Origin of the sequence: Priestia sp. AB (assembly GCF_028369225.1) — a bacterium.
In the GTDB taxonomy this organism is placed as follows: Bacteria; Bacillota; Bacilli; order Bacillales; family Bacillaceae_H; genus Priestia; species Priestia megaterium.
Genome location: NZ_JAQMYN010000072.1, coordinates 1 through 329, shown reverse-complemented (window position 1 = coordinate 329; position 329 = coordinate 1). Strand labels below are relative to the sequence as shown.

Annotated in this window: 1 pseudogene; it reads right to left on the bottom strand. The window is 39.2% G+C overall.

Annotation, left to right across the window (positions count from 1 at the left end):
- Positions 1–329: pseudogene (locus POF52_RS31080) on the bottom strand (FtsK/SpoIIIE domain-containing protein); the annotation flags it as partial.

Sequence of the window (329 nt, the reverse complement as noted above, 5' to 3'; positions counted from 1 at the left end):
TACATACGGGAAGTTCCATTTTCTCAATGTGAGGACGAATGGTTTCATACTTGTAAGTAAGCATCTTAGGTAGACTCTTGTGGTGAACGGTGATGCTAAAATTCTTTAGGCTGCCATTTATCTCGATGTTGCTGCCTAATACTTGGCGTAAGGCCCATCTCTTTTTGTTTAAAAGTTCAGGATCAATGCCATTCAGTAGGGAAAAAGCATAGCGAGTGTAGGTGTGATGATGATCGATTTGATGAATTTTCGGAAATAGATAGGAGGTACGATCCCCACGTTTTATGACTTTATAAATTTCTGCTGTACGAAACGCTTTAATCAATTGG